This window comes from Vibrio sp. bablab_jr001 (genome assembly GCF_016464285.1).
GTDB classification, from domain to species: domain Bacteria; phylum Pseudomonadota; class Gammaproteobacteria; order Enterobacterales; family Vibrionaceae; genus Vibrio; species Vibrio fluvialis.
The window spans coordinates 76,097-92,521 of record NZ_JACDWZ010000102.1 but is presented as its reverse complement, the minus strand read 5'-3'; the positions used below and the strand labels follow the sequence as shown (position 1 = coordinate 92,521).

The 16,425-nt window shown below is 53.1% G+C and carries 15 protein-coding genes; 11 read left to right on the top strand and 4 right to left on the bottom strand.

Features of this window, described 5'->3' with window-relative positions; genetic code table 11:
- Nucleotides 1-199 precede the first annotated feature (199 nt).
- The 11 genes from JIG40_RS18515 to JIG40_RS18465 all read left to right on the top strand — a co-directional run bounded on the left by JIG40_RS18515 (nt 200) and on the right by JIG40_RS18465 (nt 12,578).
- Nucleotides 200-1,414, top strand: a complete 1,215-nt coding sequence (locus JIG40_RS18515; protein WP_199465818.1) for a thiolase family protein — start codon at nt 200-202, stop codon at nt 1,412-1,414.
- Nucleotides 1,415-1,531: 117 nt separating this feature from the next.
- Entirely contained in the window at nt 1,532-3,025 is a 1,494-nt protein-coding gene (locus JIG40_RS18510) for a CoA-acylating methylmalonate-semialdehyde dehydrogenase (protein WP_199465817.1), read from the top strand.
- Nucleotides 3,026-3,068: 43 nt separating this feature from the next.
- Nucleotides 3,069-4,223 (top strand): acyl-CoA dehydrogenase family protein, encoded by a 1,155-nt coding sequence (locus JIG40_RS18505; protein WP_199465816.1) that lies wholly within the window; start codon nt 3,069-3,071, stop codon nt 4,221-4,223.
- A gap of 48 nt (nt 4,224-4,271) precedes the next feature.
- The gene (locus JIG40_RS18500) at nt 4,272-5,096 is read left to right on the top strand and encodes an enoyl-CoA hydratase (protein WP_044362298.1); all 825 of its coding nucleotides are present in this window, start codon (nt 4,272-4,274) and stop codon (nt 5,094-5,096) included.
- Between the two features lie 65 nt (nt 5,097-5,161).
- Nucleotides 5,162-6,289, top strand: a complete 1,128-nt coding sequence (locus tag JIG40_RS18495) for an enoyl-CoA hydratase/isomerase family protein (RefSeq protein WP_199465815.1) — start codon at nt 5,162-5,164, stop codon at nt 6,287-6,289.
- Between the two features lie 25 nt (nt 6,290-6,314).
- On the top strand, nt 6,315-7,217 hold the full coding sequence (mmsB, locus tag JIG40_RS18490; protein WP_199465814.1) for a 3-hydroxyisobutyrate dehydrogenase: 903 nt from the start codon (nt 6,315-6,317) through the stop codon (nt 7,215-7,217).
- Between the two features lie 21 nt (nt 7,218-7,238).
- Nucleotides 7,239-7,997 (top strand): SDR family oxidoreductase, encoded by a 759-nt coding sequence (locus JIG40_RS18485; protein ID WP_024373130.1) that lies wholly within the window; start codon nt 7,239-7,241, stop codon nt 7,995-7,997.
- A 181-nt stretch (nt 7,998-8,178) separates the two neighbouring features.
- Nucleotides 8,179-9,741: a CoA-transferase gene (locus JIG40_RS18480; RefSeq protein ID WP_199465813.1), complete on the top strand. Its 1,563-nt coding sequence runs from the start codon at nt 8,179-8,181 to the stop codon at nt 9,739-9,741.
- On the top strand, nt 9,734-10,471 hold the full coding sequence (fabG, locus tag JIG40_RS18475; protein WP_199465812.1) for a 3-oxoacyl-ACP reductase FabG: 738 nt from the start codon (nt 9,734-9,736) through the stop codon (nt 10,469-10,471). Before JIG40_RS18480 ends, fabG begins: the two co-directional genes overlap by 8 nt.
- Nucleotides 10,472-11,328: 857 nt before the next feature.
- Entirely contained in the window at nt 11,329-11,967 is a 639-nt protein-coding gene (locus tag JIG40_RS18470; protein WP_158152005.1) for a hypothetical protein, read from the top strand.
- A gap of 212 nt (nt 11,968-12,179) precedes the next feature.
- Nucleotides 12,180-12,578 (top strand): hypothetical protein, encoded by a 399-nt coding sequence (locus JIG40_RS18465; RefSeq protein ID WP_158152006.1) that lies wholly within the window; start codon nt 12,180-12,182, stop codon nt 12,576-12,578.
- Between the two features lie 82 nt (nt 12,579-12,660).
- Here the strand turns inward: JIG40_RS18465 and JIG40_RS18460 are convergent, their stop codons facing one another.
- From JIG40_RS18460 to JIG40_RS18445, 4 genes are all read right to left on the bottom strand, one after another.
- A complete protein-coding gene (locus JIG40_RS18460; protein ID WP_032082038.1) occupies nt 12,661-12,993 on the bottom strand; it encodes a PBPRA1643 family SWIM/SEC-C metal-binding motif protein in 333 nt (110 codons plus the stop codon).
- 195 nt (nt 12,994-13,188) lie between these two features.
- A complete protein-coding gene (locus JIG40_RS18455) occupies nt 13,189-14,574 on the bottom strand; it encodes a TRAP transporter large permease subunit (RefSeq protein WP_055453198.1) in 1,386 nt (461 codons plus the stop codon).
- Nucleotides 14,561-15,103, bottom strand: coding sequence for a TRAP transporter small permease subunit (locus JIG40_RS18450; RefSeq protein ID WP_199465811.1), 543 nt, complete (start codon nt 15,101-15,103; stop codon nt 14,561-14,563). The genes JIG40_RS18455 and JIG40_RS18450 overlap by 14 nt, the downstream gene beginning before the upstream one ends.
- A 47-nt stretch (nt 15,104-15,150) precedes the next feature.
- Nucleotides 15,151-16,221, bottom strand: a complete 1,071-nt coding sequence (locus tag JIG40_RS18445) for a TRAP transporter substrate-binding protein (protein WP_020328251.1) — start codon at nt 16,219-16,221, stop codon at nt 15,151-15,153.
- Nucleotides 16,222-16,425 lie beyond the last annotated feature (204 nt).

The following is a 16,425-nucleotide window of genomic DNA, read 5'->3' as shown; positions in this document are numbered from 1 at the left end:
ATCTTATTGTTGTTATTTTGTTTCTTTACGTTTACGTAAATGTTAGTGCTATGCTTACGTAAACGTCAAGAAACCGCAGGGCGAAAAATCGCCGGGTTGAAATGACCAAACGGCGCCTGTGCACCGTTTGTCGCCGTATTCAGCAGTACCTGACTTTGCGCCAATCTGTGGTCATCACTTTCGTCAAAGAGGACGGGGCATGGAAAAAGCCATCTGGATTGTATCTGCCAAACGAACGCCGCAAGGGCGTTTTCAGGGAGCATTGAAAGAGTACACCGCGCCGCAACTGGGCGGAGCGGCCATTAAAGCGGCATTGAACGACACATCGGCCCCCATTGAACAGGTCGATGAAGTGCTCATGGGCTGCGTTCTGCCTGCCGGCTGCGGCCAAGCGCCAGCAAGGCAAGCGGCACTGAATGCGGGTCTACCGCTCTCGGTGGGGGCAACCACCTTAAATAAAGTGTGTGGCTCTGGCATGAAAGCTGTGATGCTGGCGCATGACCTCATCAAAGCGGGCAGTGCGCAATGCATTATTGCGGGCGGGATGGAGAGCATGACCAATGCGCCGTACCTACTGAGCAACGCTCGCAATGGTATGCGAATGGGCCACCAAACTACCTTTGATCACATGTTTCTCGATGGATTGCAGGATGCTTACGACGGGCACCTGATGGGCGTGTTTGCCCAGCAGATCGCCGACAAACTTGAGTTCAGTCGCGAAGCGATGGACGAATGGGCAGCGCTGTCTGCGCAACGTGCCTGGGAAGCGCAGGAGCAGCAACTCTTTGTCGCTGAAATGACGCCACTGACGTTTGGTAAACAGGCCGAACTGCTCGATTACGACGAACATCCGCGTTCCATCAAGCTCGACAAAATCCCACAGCTTAACCCCGCCTTTGCCGAAGATGGCAGCGTCACGGCGGCCAACTCCAGTGCCATCGCCGATGGTGCCGCTGCCTTGATGTTGATGGATGAAGAATCCGCGCGTTCGCAAGGTTTGGATCCTTTAGCAGTGATTCGCGGCCACGCCACGCACGCCAGATTGCCAGCAGAATTTACCCTGGCGCCGGTGTACGCCATTGAACAACTGCTGTCGCAGCTTGACTGGACGGTGGATGAAATCGATCTATGGGAGATCAATGAAGCGTTCGCGGTGGTTACCCAAATCGCCGTGCAGCAGCTCGGGCTGGATGTCGACAAAGTGAATGTCAAAGGCGGTGCTTGCGCGCTGGGTCACCCGATCGGGGCCAGTGGCGCGCGCATTCTGGTCACCTTGATCCACAGCCTGCGTCAGTTGCAGGCGCTGGGCGTCAACGGCGATAAGTCAGAGCAGAAAGTGATGCGCGGCGTTGCATCACTCTGTATCGGCGGCGGTGAAGCCACGGCCATCGCGATTGAAATTCCGCTGCCGTAAGCCTGAAACTAAAAGCGTTTGTGAAACACGCGAGAGCCGCACGGACAACGGCAACGGATACAGCACAACTCCCGTGCGGCGCCCAACATTGAACCCATGATCGACAAGGACAACGTTATGCTAAACCCGGTTCCTTTATTCATTGATGGTGAATTTCGTCAGTCGGCCACCAAAGCGTGGGTTGACGTCACCAATCCGGCGACCAATGACGTCATCGCCTCGCTGCCCTGCGCAACGGATCTCGAAATGAGCGAAGCCATCACCAGTGCGCTGATTGCTTTCCAGAGCTGGAAACAGATTGCGGTGCCAGAGCGCGCGCGTCTGATGCTGCGCTACCAACATCTGTTGAAAGAACATCACGATGAGCTGGCGCAAACGCTGTCGCAGGAAACAGGTAAAACACTGGCGGATGCGAAAGGTGATATCTGGCGCGGCATCGAAGTGGTGGAGCAGGCGGGTAACATCGCCAGTAATATGATGGGGGAGATGGTTGAAAACGTCGCCAGCGACATCGACACGTACTCTATGATTCAGCCGCTGGGGGTGTGCTGCGGTATTACGCCATTTAACTTCCCCGCCATGATCCCGTTGTGGATGTTCCCGCTGGCGATTGCTGCCGGTAACACTTTCGTCTTGAAACCGTCTGAACAGGTGCCGCTGACGTCCGTTCGCCTCGCACAGCTGTTTGAACAAGCGGGCGCGCCGAAAGGCGTGTTGCAAATTGTTCACGGGCGCAAAGAACAGGTCGATTTTCTGCTCGAACACCCTGAAATCAAAGCCATCTCTTTTGTCGGTTCGGTGAAAGTGGCGCAATACATTTATCAGCAAGGGACGCAGAACTTTAAGCGTGTCCAGGCGTTTGCCGGGGCGAAAAACCACATGGTGGTGATGCCGGATGCGAATAAAGAGCAGGTGATCAACAACCTGGTTGGGGCGTCGGTAGGCGCGGCGGGTCAGCGCTGCATGGCGATCTCGGTGGCGGTGCTGGTGGATGGCGCGAAGAAATGGCTGCCGGAACTGAAAGCTGCGATGGCGAAAATGCATCCGGGTCGCTGGGACGACAGCAATGCAGCGTACGGGCCGCTGATCAGCCCACAAGCCAAAGAGCGGGTACAACGCCTGATCCAACAAGGGATCGACGAAGGCGCAGTGTGCGAGCTCGATGGTCGCCAATGCGAAGTCGACGGACTGCCCAACGGCAACTGGGTTGGGCCGACGCTGTTTAGCGGCGTCAGTACCGACATGAGCATTTACCGCGAAGAAATTTTTGGCCCGGTGTTGGTGTGTCTGGAAGCCGATTCGTTGGAAGAAGCTATCGACATCATCAACAGCAATCCGTATGGCAACGGCACCTCAATTTTCACCGCCAGCGGCGCGGCGGCGCGCAAGTTCCAGCATGAGATTCAGGTAGGTCAGGTCGGGATCAACGTGCCCATTCCGGTGCCACTGCCATTCTTTTCATTTACCGGTTGGCGCGGCAGTTTCTACGGCGATTTGCACGCATACGGCAAGCAGGCGGTGCGCTTTTACACCGAAACCAAAACCGTCACGGCGCGCTGGTTTGACGACGATATTCCCAGTGGTCCGAACCTGACGATTCATCTGCGCTAATCCGCAGGTTTAGTTTTCACGACACGACGATTCGGAGCTCATTATGGATTTTGAATTCAACGAAGATCAACGAGCGTTTGCTGACACCGCTCGCCAGTTTGCCAGTGAACGGCTGGCACCGATGGCGGCCACGTGGGACGAAGAACACATCTTTCCAAAGGATGTGCTGCGCGAAGCGGGCGAGCTAGGCTTCCTCTCGCTCTACACGCCGGAAGACGAGGGCGGGCTTGGTCTCAGCCGCCTTGATGCCTCATTGATTTTTGAGCAACTGGCGATGGGGTGTACCTCCACCACCGCGTTTATGACCATTCACAACATGGTGACGTGGATGGTCGCGAGCTTTGCAACGGCGGATGCCAAAGCGCAGTTTTGTCCCAAACTGGTCACCGGCGAATGGCTCGGCTCCTACTGTTTGACCGAACCCAATGCGGGCTCCGATGCCGCTTCGCTCACCACATCAGCAACCAAAGCCAGCGATGGCTATCTGCTGAGTGGCAGCAAAACCTTTATTTCAGGCGCCGGCGATACCGATGTGCTGGTGGTGATGGCGCGCACTGGCGAGGCTGGTCCGAAAGGCATTTCCGCTTTTGTGGTGCCCTCGCAGGCAGACGGCATTACCTACGGGCGCAAAGAGCCAAAAATGGGCTGGAACAGCCAGCCGACCCGTTCGGTTACCTTCGATAAAGTGCACGTGCCAGCCAGTGCTTTGCTGGGCGAAGAGGGACAAGGGTTTACCTTTGCGATGAAAGGGCTGGATGGCGGGCGAATCAACATCGCCACCTGCTCGGTCGGTACGGCGCAACAGGCGCTCAATCAGGCGACGCAATACCTGCAAGAGCGCAAACAGTTCGGTCAATCGCTGGCGCAGTTTCAGGGATTGCAATTCAAGTTGGCAGACATGGCGACCGAACTGGTCGCGGCGCGTCAATTGGTGCGTTACGCCGCCAGCAAACTGGATCGCGGCGATCCGCAAGCGACGGCTTACTGCGCGATGGCGAAACGCTTTGCTACCGATGTCGGTTTTCAGGTGTGTGATGCCGCGCTGCAACTGTATGGCGGCTATGGTTACATCAAAGAGTATCCGCTGGAGCGCCATTTCCGCGATGTGCGGGTGCACCAGATCCTCGAAGGCACCAATGAAATCATGCGCCTGATTGTGGCGCGTCGTCTGTTGTCTGATGGGGGGGATCTGCTGTAAGCCAGCGCCCCAACATGTAAGTCAGCACAAAAAAATCAAGGAGTGGTTATGACGTCCAACAGTTACTCACCACAACACCCGGCCACGGATGGCGAATCCCATGCGCTGATCGGTTTTCATCTGCATCATCATGTGGCGGTGGTCACGATGAACAATCCGCCCGCCAATACCTGGACGGCGCAAAGTTTAGAGCAGCTCAAAACGCTGGTACAGTCGCTCAATCTCAACAAAGAAGTCTACGCCTTGGTACTGACAGGCGCTGGCGAGAAGTTTTTCTCGGCCGGGGCGGATCTCAAACTGTTTGCCGATGGCGACAAAGCGCGTGCGCTCAAAATGGCGCGTGTGTTTGGTGAAGCGTTTGAAGCGTTGTCGGAATTTCGCGGCGTTTCGATTGCGGCGATAAACGGCTATGCGATGGGCGGTGGTTTGGAAGCGGCGCTTGCGTGCGATATTCGCATTGCCGAAGAACAAGCAGTGATGGCGCTGCCGGAAGCCAAAGTCGGGCTGCTGCCGTGCGCGGGCGGCACACAAAATCTCACCGCGCTGGTGGGCGAAGGTTGGGCCAAACGGGTGATCTTGTGCGGCGAGCAACTGACTGCTGCCAAAGCGCACGAGATTGGTTTAGTGGAAGAGGTGGTCGCCCAAGGCGAAGCGCTCAATCGCGCGATTGCGATGGCAGAATCGGTCGCGCAGCAATCGCCCTCATCGGTGGCGGCATGTAAAAAGCTGATTCAGCAAACCCGCTTTGCACCGCGCCAGCACGGGCTGATCAAAGAGCGTGAATACTTCCTCGATCTGTTCGATACCGAGGATCAGACCGAAGGTGTGCAGGCCTTTCTGCAAAAACGTGCGCCGCAATGGAAAAACCAGTAAGCGGTATGCAGTAAGTAATAAGGCAGAACGTTCGCCACGCAAGTTGCAAATTATCAGGAGGCAATATGACGGACCGGGTCAGTTTTCAGGAGCTTTGGTGCCGGGACCAAACACATAAGATTGGGATTGCTACTTTGGACAATCCGGCGTCGCTCAATGCGCTCAGCTACAACATGCTGGCGCTGCTGTTTGACCAGCTCAAACAGTGGCAGGACGACGAACAGATGATGTGTGTCATTCTCGAAGGCGGCGGCGAAAAAGCGTTTTGCGCCGGCGGCGATGTACGCACCATGCACAACGTCATGCGCGATAAATGCAAAGCCGAAGTGCAGGCGTTTTGTACCGAATACTTCTCACTTGAATATGAGTGCGACTACCTGATTCACACCTACAGTAAGCCGATCATCGCCTGGGGCGACGGCATTGTGATGGGTGGTGGCATGGGCCTGTTTATGGGATGCAGCCATAAAGTGGTCACGCCCCGCACGCGCATGGCGATGCCGGAAATCAGCATCGGACTCTATCCCGATGTGGGCGGCACCTGGTTTTTGAACCGCTTACCCAAAGGCGTTGGGCTGTTTTTGGGTCTGACGGGCGCGTCCATCAACGCGACCGATGCGATTGATATTCGCATGGCCGATTACCTGCTGCTGCACGAACACCATTCGGCAATGCTGGAACGCTTACAAGCGCAGCGCTGGGAAGGCAACGGTTTTACCGTGGTGGGCAATGTCTTGAGCGAACTGGCGCTGATGGTGGATGATGCCGAACCAGAGAGCCAATTGCTGCCGTATCTGGCCAACATTCAGTCGGCTTGCCGCGCGGATACTATCGCTGATATCTGCGACAACATTCTTGGTATTCGTGGCGACGACAAGTGGATCGCCAGCGCGCGAAATAACCTCGCCGCAGGCAGCCCGATTTCGGCGCACATCACCTATCGCCAACTCACCGAGTGCAGCCAGTTAACGTTGGCCGAGTGCTTTCGTTTGGAGCTGACACTGTCGGTTCGCTGCGCCTTACTGGGCGAATTTCAGGAAGGGGTGCGCGCGCGCTTGATTGATAAAGATGGCGCGCCGACCTGGCGTTATCGCTCGGTGGCCGAAGTGGATACCGCCGTGATTGATGAACTCTTTACCTCATTGTGGAACGACGCCGCGCATCCGCTGGCATCTCTGGGGCAAGCCCACTAACCACACCATTTCAAGGAGACAGAACATGAGCACCATCGCGTTTATAGGACTGGGTAACATGGGCGGCCCAATGGCTGAGAATCTGCTCAAGGCTGGATTGTCGGTGCGGGTGTTTGACCTCAACACTCAGGCGGCCAAAAAACTGGAACCGCTGGGTGGAGTGGTTGCTGAGTCTCTGCCCGCAGCGGTGGAAGGCGCCGACACCGTGATCACCATGCTGCCCGCGGGCGCGCATGTTCGCGCGGTTTACTTGGGCGATCACAGCGGCGGTGTGGGGCTGCTCAATATGATCGAAAGCGGCACCTTTCTCATCGACTGCTCAACGATTGATCCGGAATCTGCGCGGCTGGTGGCGGCTGAAGCCGAGAAAAAAGGCTTTGAGTTTGTCGATTCTCCGGTTTCCGGTGGCGTGGCGGGCGCGAAGGCGGGCACATTGACCTTTATCGTCGGCGGCACCGATTCGGCGTTTAAAAAGGCGCACGATGTGCTCAAACACATGGGTAAAAACATCTTCCATGCGGGCAATGCCGGTGACGGCCAAATGGCCAAGATCTGCAACAACCTGATGCTCGGCATTCTGATGTCCGGCACGTGTGAAGCGCTCAATCTTGGCATGGATAACGGCCTCGACCCCACAGTGCTGTCGAACATCATGCTGCAAAGTTCAGGGCGCAACTGGGCGCTGGAGCTTTACAACCCGTGCCCGGGCGTGATGGAAAACGCGCCTGCCAGCAACCAGTATCAACCGGGCTTTATGAGCAAACTGATGCAAAAAGACCTCGGGCTGGGCATTGATGCGGCGCTGAAAAGCCAATCCTCGATTCCGATGGGCTCGCTGGCGCGCAATCTGTACGCTTTTCACAACGCAAACGGCAACGAAGAACTCGATTTCTCCAGCCTGTTTGAGTTCTATCGCTCACGGAGCTAAGCCGCTGGCAGGGAGAAAAACATGAATCTTAGAGACAGTGTGATTGTGATTACCGGCGCCGGGCAAGGGCTGGGGCAGATGATGGCGGTGACGCTGGCGCAAGCCGGCGCTGATTTAGCACTGCTGGACATGAACGAGCAGGGGCTGCTCGATACTCAGAAGCAGTGCCACATGCTGAGCGCCAAAGCCATTTATTACGTCATGGATGTGACCAACGAGGCGCAGGTGGTGAAAACCTTCGAAGACATCGTCATCGATTTTGGTCATGTTGATGGACTGATCAACAACGCGGGCATTTTGCGCGATGGTTTGCTGGTGAAAGTCAAAGATGGCCAGATAAGCAAAATGTCCCTTGAGCAGTTTGATACCGTGATGAATGTCAACGTGACCGGCACCTTCCTGTGCGGACGCGAAGCGGCGGTCAAGATGATCGAAACCAAACGCAAAGGCGTGATCATCAACATTTCCAGCGTGGCGCGCGCAGGCAACATCGGCCAGACCAACTATTCCGCATCCAAAGCGGCGGTGGCGACCATGGCCACCAGTTGGGCGCGAGAGTTGGCGCGGTATGGGATTCGCGCGGCGGCCATCGCGCCGGGAATTGTGCACACCGCGATGGCCGATCAAATGAAACCGGAAGCGATTGAACGGCTGAAACAGATGGTGCCCGTCGGTCGCATGGGCGAGCCGGGTGAAATCGCGCACGCGGCGAAATACATTCTGGAAAACGACTACTTCACTGGCCGAGTGCTGGAAATCGACGGCGGGATGCGCATGTAACGCGGCGTGTTCACCGCAATTCACCAAGCCCGCTTTATGCGGGCTTTTTTGTGCCTGCAGTTCGCTATGGTGGTACTCGCTCGGATTATTTCATATCTGCAATTCAGACTTGCCAATACTGTAATTAACATCCTGTTAACGCTTGGCTATTCTCAAAGGGCTAACAACAAGGAAGGTGAATGTGGTCAAGACGTTAACCGCTGCGCAGGCAGCAGAATGGATAGCCGATGGCGATGCCGTCATGCTTGGCGGCTTTATTGGCAGCGTGGTTCCCGAAGCGATTGAACGCGCAATTGGCGAACGCTTTGAGCGCAGTGGCAAGCCGCAGGATCTCACCCTGTTGTTTGCCGCCGGGCAGGGCGATGGTAAAAGCCGCGCGGTGAATCATCTTGCGCAGGAAGGGTTGGTCCGCCGCGTGATTGGCGGCCACTGGGGCTTGGTGCCCAAGCTGCAAGCGCTGGCAGTCAATAACAAGATCGAAGGTTACAACCTGCCACAAGGGGTGATTTCCCATTTGCTACGCGACACCGCAGCCGGAAAAGCGGGCACGCTGAGCAAAGTCGGCCTCGGCACGTTTGTGGACCCGCGTATCGAAGGTGGGCGCATCAACAGCCGCACGCAAACCGATTGGGTCGAAGTGGTCGATTTTCGCGGTGAAGAGTTTCTGTTTTATCGCCGCCTGCCAGTGAACGTGGCGATTTTGCGTGGCACCACCGCCGACCACAACGGCAACATCACCATGGAAGATGAGTGTTTGATCGTCGAAAGTTTAGCCGCCGCGCAGGCGGCGAAGAACCAAGGCGGCAAAGTGATCGTGCAGGTGAAACGCGTGGTGGAAGCGGGCATGCTCGACCCGCACGCGGTCAAAATTCCGGGGATTTTTGTTGATGCGGTGGTGGTGTGTGACACCCCCGCGGATCACATGCAAACCTTCGCCACACAGATGAATCCGGCGTTTGTCGGCCGCCCGGGTGGCGAGGCGGTGAAACCGCCAGCGGTGGATGAGGCGCTGGACGCCAAAACCATTATCGCCCGCCGCGCTGCAATGGAACTGCGCTCTGGCGCGATTCTCAATCTCGGCATCGGCGCACCGGAGTACGTCGCGGCGGTGGCGCGCGAAGCGGGTATTTTGGATCAATTCACACTGACGGTCGAACCGGGCGCGGTCGGCGGCGAGCCGGCAGCAGGGCTTGATTTTGGCGCGTCGCGCTATCCGCAGGCGATCATCAGCCAGGATCAGATGTTCGACTTCTACGATGGCGGCGGCATCGATCAAGCGTTTCTGGGCTTAGCGCAGTGCGACCGACTCGGCGATATCAACGTGTCGCGCTTTGGCTCGCGCATCGCAGGGTGCGGCGGTTTCATCAATATCACCCAGAATGCCAAGGAAGTATTTTTCTGCGGCACCTTTACCGCGCAAGGGCTGCAAACCGAAGTGGTGAACGGCGAACTGCGCATCGTGGCAGAAGGCCAGCAAGTCAAATTCCTTCCCGCTGTTGAGCAGATCACATTCAGCGCAGCGCAGGCGCGTAAAATGAACAAACCCGTATTGTATATCACCGAGCGCGCGGTCTTCACCCTGACCGAACGTGGCTTAACGCTGACGGAAATTGCACCGGGAATGGATCTCAAGCGCGATGTGCTCGCGCAGATGGGCTTTGAACCTTTCATCAGCCCAGGGCTGAAACTGATGGATGAGCAGATTTTTAAGCCTCAATTTACACTAAGGATTGATCATGAATAATCAGCAAAAAGTGGCGGTCGTCACCGGCGCCGCGCGCGGGATTGGTCGCGCGATCAGTGAGCAGTTACTTGAAGATGGCTTCAAGGTTGTCGGGCTCGACATTTCACCGGTTGAGTGGGCCAGCCATGAACAGACCCGCAACGAACGGGTCAGCAGTTCTCAGGTGAACTTGTGTGATGCCCAAGCCGTGGCGCAAACCGTCGCCTGTATCGCCGAGCAGCATCAACGAGTGGATGTGTTGGTGAACAACGCTGGCATCACTCGGGATGCAATGCTGACCGACATGCTCGAAAGTGATTGGAACAGCGTACTGGATGTGAATCTCAAGGCCGTTTTCCTGTTAACTCAGAAGATCGCACCGCTGATGCTGGCGCAGGGCTGTGGCAGCATTGTGAATATCTCATCCATCGTCGGCACCGACGGCAACATCGGCCAAAGCAACTATGGCGCCAGTAAAGGCGGCGTGATTGCGATGAGCAAAGGCTGGGCTAAAGAACTGGCCCGCAAAGGCGCGCAAATCCGCGTTAACTGTGTCGCGCCGGGCTTTATCGAAACCGACATGACCAAAGACCTGCCCGAAAAAGTGATTGGTTACATGACCTCAAAAACACCGCTCGGGCGTATGGGCTCCGTGCAAGATATTGCCGACGGTGTGTCCTTCCTCGCCTCAGATAAAAGCCGTTTTATCACCGGACAGGTACTGAAAATCGATGGTGGGTTGGTGTTGTAGCAATCTGTAAGCATTCGCAAGTGGATACAAAAAGCGGCGTCCTATGTGAGCGCCGTTTTTTTTGAACGTGGTGAAAATCAACTAGCGTGTTAATCGATTTTTAGTGTCTTCACTCATAGCATATCTGATATAAAACTGATAAGTTATTTTAATACAATGAGTTAACGATGCGCATTTTTACTGGCACTTAACGAGATAAGTGCTCATGCGCACTAATAAAATGTTATGACGTATGGTATGTATCGTTATTAAATTTATAACATTTACAAATGAAATATTTTTATGAATTTTGGAGTGCGGTGATCTTTTATGGAATTATTTATAAATAATGTGATGGATATTTGGTGGTGGTTTCAGCTGATTCCATCAGCAATCGTGGCAATAGTTATTGCTGCAATACTAAAAAAAGCCCCATTAATTCTTAAGTCTATATTTAGGTGGTTAACGATTCGCGATCTCAAAAGGCTCAGACGAAAGCGATTCAATTACAGTGCTGTTACATATGAAATTATAAAGTCTCATACGCTGATGCTTTTATTTTCAATGTTATGCATCGCTTATTTTTATGCTTATAGTCAAACGCCCAAGTCTAGTGCAAATGGACTCATTCTCGCTATTAAAACGAGCCCTTTGTACATAGTTGAAGTTATGTATCTCATTCAGCGTGAGCACACAAAAAGTTTAGTGAAATCGGTAGGAAAAATACGTATAACAAGACGTTAAAGAGGGATTCGTGCAGCGTGGATTTTTTATGTAGTGATTTTTGTGATGAAAGTGGCCTGCGTACAGTTGGTTTGTGCGGCACTTACTCCTTAACGCGGAGTTATGCTGCTTATAAGCTTATGGGAATTTGATAAATGGAATGGCTTATTGCTGTAGTTAGCGCACTAATTGGTGCTGTAGTAGGTGCGCTCGTTAGCTACCTATTTACCGATAAGAACAATAAACAAAGAACAAAAAGATTAGAATCAGCTTTCTACAACGAATTTGAGTATCTATCAGACTCGCTCGAAAATTGGTTCCCTACATTAATAGTTGAATATATAGAGCCATTAAGGGATCAATATTCAGGCTTGCCATTTTTGGATCTTTCATTAATTGATGCACTTATCATCGAACTGGCAAGCACTGACAAGGTCATAACTCCAGCACAAAGAAAACTTATAGTTCGCCTACGTCCGGTAATCACAAGCCTTGTTGAAAATAACGAAAAACGCGGAAAATATGTAAATTCTTGGATGTTGAATAATCACACGATGGATAATTTTGAAGAACGAGACTGCTCGAAAAAGATAAGTTATTACACAGGACTTCTTCTAGTTGATGTAACTCAGGTGATCTTCCATCTTAAAAAACTAAGTGCCGAAAAAGAGCATTTCACCTTTTCGAAAGGTGCAACTAGGGAGGATTTGGCTAAATCATGTTGCTCCTCTAGAGGCATTCCCTATGATGAAACGTTGTGGAAGCCTATGTTTTTTAGACTGGGACTTAAGTAGAAATCAGCATAACAAACGAATACGGCGTCAATAGTTAAGTTTCACCCCCCCACATAGTGCTGCCTCTTAGCATTAAATATAAGATCACAACCATCTTTCTAATACAGGGAATGGTGGCATTTTTTTGGAGTTTTGTGTTTAAGATGGTAAACGGCGGATTTTGTATTGCGTTGCTGGCTATTTAAGCGGTTGTTATGTAATTGGAGGTAAAATTGAAATTAGATGAAGCTAAAAATGGCTATTTGTCTAGGAGTCTAGATATTCTAAATGCGACAGAGTCTTTATCTAAAGATAAGTATGGGATATTTGAGATCTTTACAAACAATAAACTCAATGATGCTAAAAAACAGCTGTCTCTTTACTACTCATGGCTAAGGGAGTTCGATGCGGCTTATAGTGGTGAATTTATGTTTCATGGAACAATTCCCGATATCACCATGTTGAATGGGAACCTAAGTATCGTTGAGCGCAGCAGAAGCATGTTTGTATCTAGTCTTAATAGTTACGAAAAGGCTTTAGCAAACATCGAAAGTAGCACCAATTTTAAGTTAACAACATCAATTGCATTGTTAGCTCTTTTAGTCGCGGTCTTAGGGTTAGCAATTACCTAACCTAGGATCAGAACCGTAATCGTTAGATTTCAGTCTACAAAAAAGCCGTCAGAAGACGGCTTTTGATGTCATTGTCGAGGGCTTAAGCACAGCACTTTTTGTACTTTTTGCCACTGCCGCAAATGCATGGTTCATTGCGGTTTGGTGTTTTGTCAAAGGTAATGGTTTTAGGCTTGTTTAATACCGTATCAAGTTCAACCGTGTTCTCTGGTTGGTTGGCGTCGACGACAATATGAACGACCAGAGCGTGCTCAGAAAGCAATGCTTCGATCTCGGCTTTACGAGCTTCGGTTGGCACAACAACGTTGATTGGAGCTTCTTCCGTGCCGGCTTTCACATCACGTTTGACGTTGTAGCCTGAAATGACGTGGTTTTGCCTCGCATCGATTCGACCTTTGAAAAATAGTTTGGACATTTGAAACTCACTGATGATGGGTGTGGTGTAATTGGGCGGCGATTATACGGAACTATGGCAATTGATAAAGCAGTTCCTACGATGGGCATCGGATTCCTGCATCACAACATGTCAAAAGGGACTGTCAACGCGTGGCGTTTCCAGTCCCTCATCTGTTTTGGTGAATGAATGCCGTGTTAATACACTGCCTGCCTTTTATCCATACGCCACGCTGGGTACCCACAAGACGAGCTGTGGCCAGATCACCAAGCACACCAGTGCCAGCAACTGAATCACGATAAACGGGACGACGCCGCGATAAATCTCTTTGAGCGTAATGCCTTCCGGGCAGACGCCTTTGAGGTAGAACAGCGCAAAGCCGACAGGTGGGGTGAGGAAGCTGGTTTGCAGCGCCATCGCCACCAACATCACAAACCATACCAGGCTCGGGTTATCCACCACGCCATGACCATCCAATTCAAACCCTAGGCTGGCGACTACGGGCGCGAGCAGCGGCAGGGCGATCAGCGTGATTTCAATCCAGTCGAGGAAGAAGCCGAGGAAGAACACGATCATCAGAATAAACGCGATCACTCCGTAGGGGCCGAACGGCAATCCGGTGAGGAAGGATTCGATCAGCTCGTCACCGCCGAGTTCGCGCAGCACCAAGGCAAAGCACGACGCGCCAAGGAAAATCATAAAGATGTAGGCGGTGGTGCCATACGAGGTCAGCACGACTTCTTTGAGCACCTTGAGGTTGAGTTTGCGGTTGTACGCGGCCAGCAACGTCGCGCCCAAAGCACCAATGCCGGAGGCTTCGGTTGGCGTGGCAATGCCGGCGAAGATGGAGCCTAACACCACCACAATCAGAATCACGGTTGGCGTGATGTCTTTAAACACCTGCAAGATCAGGCGCCAGTCGACGGGTTGCACGTCTTCCGGAATTGGCGCGCGGGCTGGTGAAAGCTTACCGACCACCAGAATGTAGGTGATGTAGAGCGCGCCAAGCAGCAGCCCCGGCAGGAGTGCGCCCATAAACAGGTCGCCGACCGAAAGCCCCAGCTGATCAGCCATAATAACCAGCATGATGGATGGCGGCAGCAGAATGCCGAGCGTTCCGGCGGACGCGACTGTGCCAAGCGCGAGTGGCATGTGATAGCCTTGACGCATCATGGTCGGCAGCGACATGACGGTCAGCAGCACGACAGATGCGCCGATAATGCCCGTCGAGGCCGCGAGAATAATCCCGATCGCCATCACCGTCACCGCAAGGCCGCCGTGTACCTTACCGAACAGTTGCTGCATGGAGGCCATCAGCTTTTCGGCGATACCGGATTTATCGAGCATATTGCCCATAAAGATAAACATCGGCAGCGCAACCAGAATCCAGTTATCCATGATTTTGTAGATGCGGTTCACCACCAGACCAATGCTGGTGTAATCGAGCCCGGTAAAGGTGTCGAGATACAAATCCGCGTAGTAGCCAATCGCCCCGAACACAATGCCAATACCGCCGAGCACGTACGCCACCGGAATGCCAGTAAACAGCAGCAGGATGAAGGAGCCAAACATGGCAATCACAATCCATTCATTCGGTTCCATGCGGCGCTCCTTTAATCAGGGTATCGACGTTTCTCAGCACGCCCGCCAGCATTGCCATCAGCAGCAGAGAGAAACTGAGGGGAATCACGCTTTTGATCAGCCAGCGATAAGGCAGGCCAGAGGGTGACGAGGAGCTTTCATTCATTCGCCACGACTCATAAGCGAAATCGTACGAGTGCAGGACCACCACCACCACAAACGGCATCGCCAGAAACAGGGTGCCGAGAATGTCGATGATGGCTTTTTTTCGGGTGCTGAACTTGTGGTAGAACAGGTCGACCCGAACATGCAGATTGGTGATTTGCGCATACGCCGTCCCAAACATCACGGCGGTTGCGTAAAGATGCCACTGTAACTCTTCCAGCGTGACCTGACCGTTGGAGAAGACTTTGCGCAACACTACCTGAAGGATGATGATGCCAACCAACAGCAGGTTGGCCCAGGCAAAGACTTTGCTCACGGACGAAACGCCACGTTCAATATGCAGGTAGAGAGGCACAGCAGGCGTAGATGCGAGAACCTTGCTCATTCGTGCTTCCTTAGAAAAAGGGCCGGCCCGAGAGCCGGCGAGAGTGATTATTGCGTGTGTGATTTACGTGGCAGGAAGGCGTTCTCTTCCCACAGCGCGTAATCGTGGCGGAACTTGCTCAGGTCGTCCCACACTTTGGCAAAGAACGGGTCGGCTTTTTTCTTCTCGTCGACCACTTCCATCCAGGTGGTTTCAAACAGGTTGAGCATGGTGTCGTTCCAGTAGCGGATTTCGACGCCATTTTGCTGCGCTTTTTGCATCGCAGAGTATTGAATCGCTTCGCCTTCCGCGATTGAGTAGGTCATGGTCGCCATACAGGTGGTTTCCACGGCGCTCTGCTGCGCTTTGTCCATCTTCTTCCAGGTGTCTTTGTTGATCAGCAATTCAAACACCGTTGACTGTTGGTGCCAGCCCGGGAAGTAGTTGTATTTCACGATTTTGTAGAAACCGAGGCGTTCGTCGATGGCTGGCTGAGAGAATTCAGACGCATCAATCGCGCCTTTTTCCAGTGCGCCGAAAATCTCGCCGCCCGGCATCTGCACCGTACCCACACCCAGTTTTTCCATCACCGACGCGCCAAGGCCAAAGAAGCGCATGTTGAGGCCTTTCAGATCCTCAGGTTTTTCAATCGGCTTTTTAAACCAGCCGGACGTTTCCGGAGAGATGATGGCACACGGCAACACTTTGACGTTGTAACCGCCTTGGTCGTACATCTCTTGGTAGAGTTTCAGGCCGTTACCGAAGTAGAGCCACGCCATGTATTCACCGGCTTCCGGGCCAAAGGGGACTGAAGAAAAGAGGGCGGCGGCCGGAAGGGTGCCTTGCCAGTAACCAGCGGTGGCGTAACCGGAGTTTACTTTACCGGTAGAAACGGCATCGAGAATTTCCGCCGGATTCACCAGTTTGCCGGGTTCATAAATTTTCATTTTGATGGTGCCACCGGAGGTGTCGGTGATGTGGTCGGCGTACCATTGAATCGGGGTGCCGAGCGCAGGCAGATGCGTGCCGAACGCGACCGGGGTTTTGAGTAGAATCTTTTCCGCCGCCTGAACATTAAACGTGAGTGCTGTCGCCGCAATCGAAAGGCTGGTGGCAAGTGCAACTTTAGTGAAAGCCATTGCTAACTCCTGTGGGGTAAGTTCCTTGTTTTGAGTGTAAAAATGTGAACATCCCAAGCTCATTGATGTTAATGGGATGTTACATTTAGTCTCAAGTGTAGAGGGCGAAACGCATCGCCTCTATTGGGAAAACTGCGCAAATTTTGTCAGTAATATGTGCAGAAAATGGCGAGTTTTGTCCGTAAAACTACGTACACAGCCAAG

Excerpts from the sequence above, each read along its gene's own strand:
- JIG40_RS18510 (WP_199465817.1), top strand. The coding sequence starts at position 1,532 with ATGCTAAACCCGGTTCCTTTATTCATTGATGGTGAATTTCGTCAGTCG.
- mmsB (WP_199465814.1), top strand. The coding sequence starts at position 6,315 with ATGAGCACCATCGCGTTTATAGGACTGGGTAACATGGGCGGCCCAATG.
- JIG40_RS18470 (WP_158152005.1), top strand. The coding sequence starts at position 11,329 with ATGGAATGGCTTATTGCTGTAGTTAGCGCACTAATTGGTGCTGTAGTA.
- JIG40_RS18505 (WP_199465816.1), top strand. The coding sequence starts at position 3,069 with ATGGATTTTGAATTCAACGAAGATCAACGAGCGTTTGCTGACACCGCT.
- JIG40_RS18450 (WP_199465811.1), bottom strand. The coding sequence starts at position 15,103 with ATGAGCAAGGTTCTCGCATCTACGCCTGCTGTGCCTCTCTACCTGCAT.
- JIG40_RS18515 (WP_199465818.1), top strand. The coding sequence starts at position 200 with ATGGAAAAAGCCATCTGGATTGTATCTGCCAAACGAACGCCGCAAGGG.
- JIG40_RS18455 (WP_055453198.1), bottom strand. The coding sequence starts at position 14,574 with ATGGAACCGAATGAATGGATTGTGATTGCCATGTTTGGCTCCTTCATC.
- JIG40_RS18485 (WP_024373130.1), top strand. The coding sequence starts at position 7,239 with ATGAATCTTAGAGACAGTGTGATTGTGATTACCGGCGCCGGGCAAGGG.
- JIG40_RS18460 (WP_032082038.1), bottom strand. The coding sequence starts at position 12,993 with ATGTCCAAACTATTTTTCAAAGGTCGAATCGATGCGAGGCAAAACCAC.
- JIG40_RS18445 (WP_020328251.1), bottom strand. The coding sequence starts at position 16,221 with ATGGCTTTCACTAAAGTTGCACTTGCCACCAGCCTTTCGATTGCGGCG.
- JIG40_RS18500 (WP_044362298.1), top strand. The coding sequence starts at position 4,272 with ATGACGTCCAACAGTTACTCACCACAACACCCGGCCACGGATGGCGAA.
- fabG (WP_199465812.1), top strand. The coding sequence starts at position 9,734 with ATGAATAATCAGCAAAAAGTGGCGGTCGTCACCGGCGCCGCGCGCGGG.
- JIG40_RS18495 (WP_199465815.1), top strand. The coding sequence starts at position 5,162 with ATGACGGACCGGGTCAGTTTTCAGGAGCTTTGGTGCCGGGACCAAACA.